Here is a 1,754-nt window from a genome sequence, read left to right as displayed (position 1 = left end):
GAGCCGATGGTACTGCGGTAACACGTGGGAGAGTAGGTCGGTGCCAGATCTTAAAAGAAACCCTTCGTCAGAGATGATGAAGGGTTTTCTTGTTTTAAAGGTTTTTTGGCTAAAGACCAAAGCGGAAAGACGAAAGGCCAAAGCTTAAACACTAAAGCGGGATACGGAACTTTAGCCCTTTTCCTTTAAACAAAGTTTAAACCATTAAGAGGTTAAGTACATTAAGGCTATTTTAACTTGCTTGATTAAAGGAGGTGTACTTAATACCTTAATGATAGCCTGGTGGCGGTACTCCCGCAGATCATGCCGATATACCCGAGGCCAGTTCCATCATCCCTTTTCCCTCTTACCTTCTTGCATCTTACACCGTTGTATAATAGCCCTGATGGGAGCGGCATCCCTTTTGGGCGAAACAGGGTCGCTATCCCGGCAATATTTCCCAAAAGGATAAAGCACACAGCAGGAGGGAACCCCACCCAAATGAACAGGAAACTGCGCTCCTGAAAAAAGATCAATGAATTTAATATTATAGAACCACCAGATTAACCCTCTTTTTTGCTTTAACAACTACAAAAAAATATTTACTTCTTTTTTGAACAGTTTTAGTTTATTCATGTTATCATGCATGTAAATATTACTTGCTTTAACTGAACCTGGTGGCATATCTTTCAATATAAATGTATAGGGAAAAAGATTTTATATCATCTAAATCTAAAAAGGAATTAATATTTTGCAATCATAATAAATTTAGATATGGCTTCGGGTTTTTTTGCGATTTTAGATGATATAGGTGCCTTAATGGATGATGTTGCTGTAACAGCAAAAGTGGCAGCTAAGAAAACGGCTGGTATTTTGGGAGATGACCTGGCAGTAAATGCCGAAAAATCAACAGGTTTCCTTTCTTCGAGAGAGCTACCGGTGCTATGGGCTATTACAAAAGGTTCTTTAGTAAATAAGATCATTATTGTACCAATTGCCTTGCTGCTTAATGTCTTTTTTCCGGTTGCCATTAAGGTAATCCTGGTATTAGGTGGCTTGTACCTGGCTTACGAAGGTGTTGAAAAGGTTGTTGAGTATTTTTTTCATAAGGCTAAGCCCTCACATGTTGAGGCAAAAGAGGTGATCCAGGAGGGAGATGCTGCAGAAAAGGCAAAAATCAGATCTGCTATCACAACCGATTTTATATTATCGATAGAGATTGTCATTATAGCACTAGGTAGTGTTTTAGACGAAAAGCTGGCCATCCAGATCGTTACTGTTTCGGTTATTGCATTACTGGCAACAATTGGTGTTTACGGTATCGTTGCACTTATTGTGAGGATGGATGATGCTGGCTACCGTTTAATGAAAGCTGCTCACGAAAAGGGCCTCCTTTCAGCGGTCGGAAAGATTCTCGTTAAATCGCTGCCTGTTATCATCAAAATATTAAGTATTGTTGGTACGGTTGCACTGATATTGGTATCGGGTGGAATTTTCTCGCATAACATTGCTTTTCTACACCATGTTTTCCCTGCTTTTCCGTCAATTCTTAAAGAATTTACTTTCGGATTGGTGGCCGGATTAGTTTTGGTAGTATTGGTAACCTTAAGTAAAAAACTTATCGGTTTTATTAAAGGCTAGGAGTAGAAAGAACGGTGAAACTATTTTCAGTAAAGCAGTTTTAGCGCCAGGATCTAATTGATTTTCCCGCTTTTCATTACAATTGCCTACCCGTAGAGGCGCGGGGGCTAGGTGGGCTGGCATGAGGAAAACCC

1 protein-coding gene is annotated in these 1,754 nt (G+C 40.0%); it reads left to right on the top strand.

The genetic code is table 11. From position 1 onward, the window contains the following. Positions 1-753: 753 nt before the first annotated feature. Positions 754-1,620: a DUF808 domain-containing protein gene (locus tag GGQ60_RS22830; protein WP_183768773.1), complete on the top strand. Its 867-nt coding sequence runs from the start codon at positions 754-756 to the stop codon at positions 1,618-1,620. The last annotated feature ends 134 nt before the right edge of the window (positions 1,621-1,754 follow it).

Origin of the sequence: Pedobacter zeae, from assembly GCF_014196715.1 — a bacterium.
Taxonomy (GTDB): Bacteria; Bacteroidota; Bacteroidia; order Sphingobacteriales; family Sphingobacteriaceae; genus Pedobacter; species Pedobacter zeae.
This window is presented reverse-complemented; position numbering and strand designations above follow the sequence as displayed.

Excerpts from the sequence above, each read along its gene's own strand:
- GGQ60_RS22830 (WP_183768773.1), top strand. The coding sequence starts at position 754 with ATGGCTTCGGGTTTTTTTGCGATTTTAGATGATATAGGTGCCTTAATG.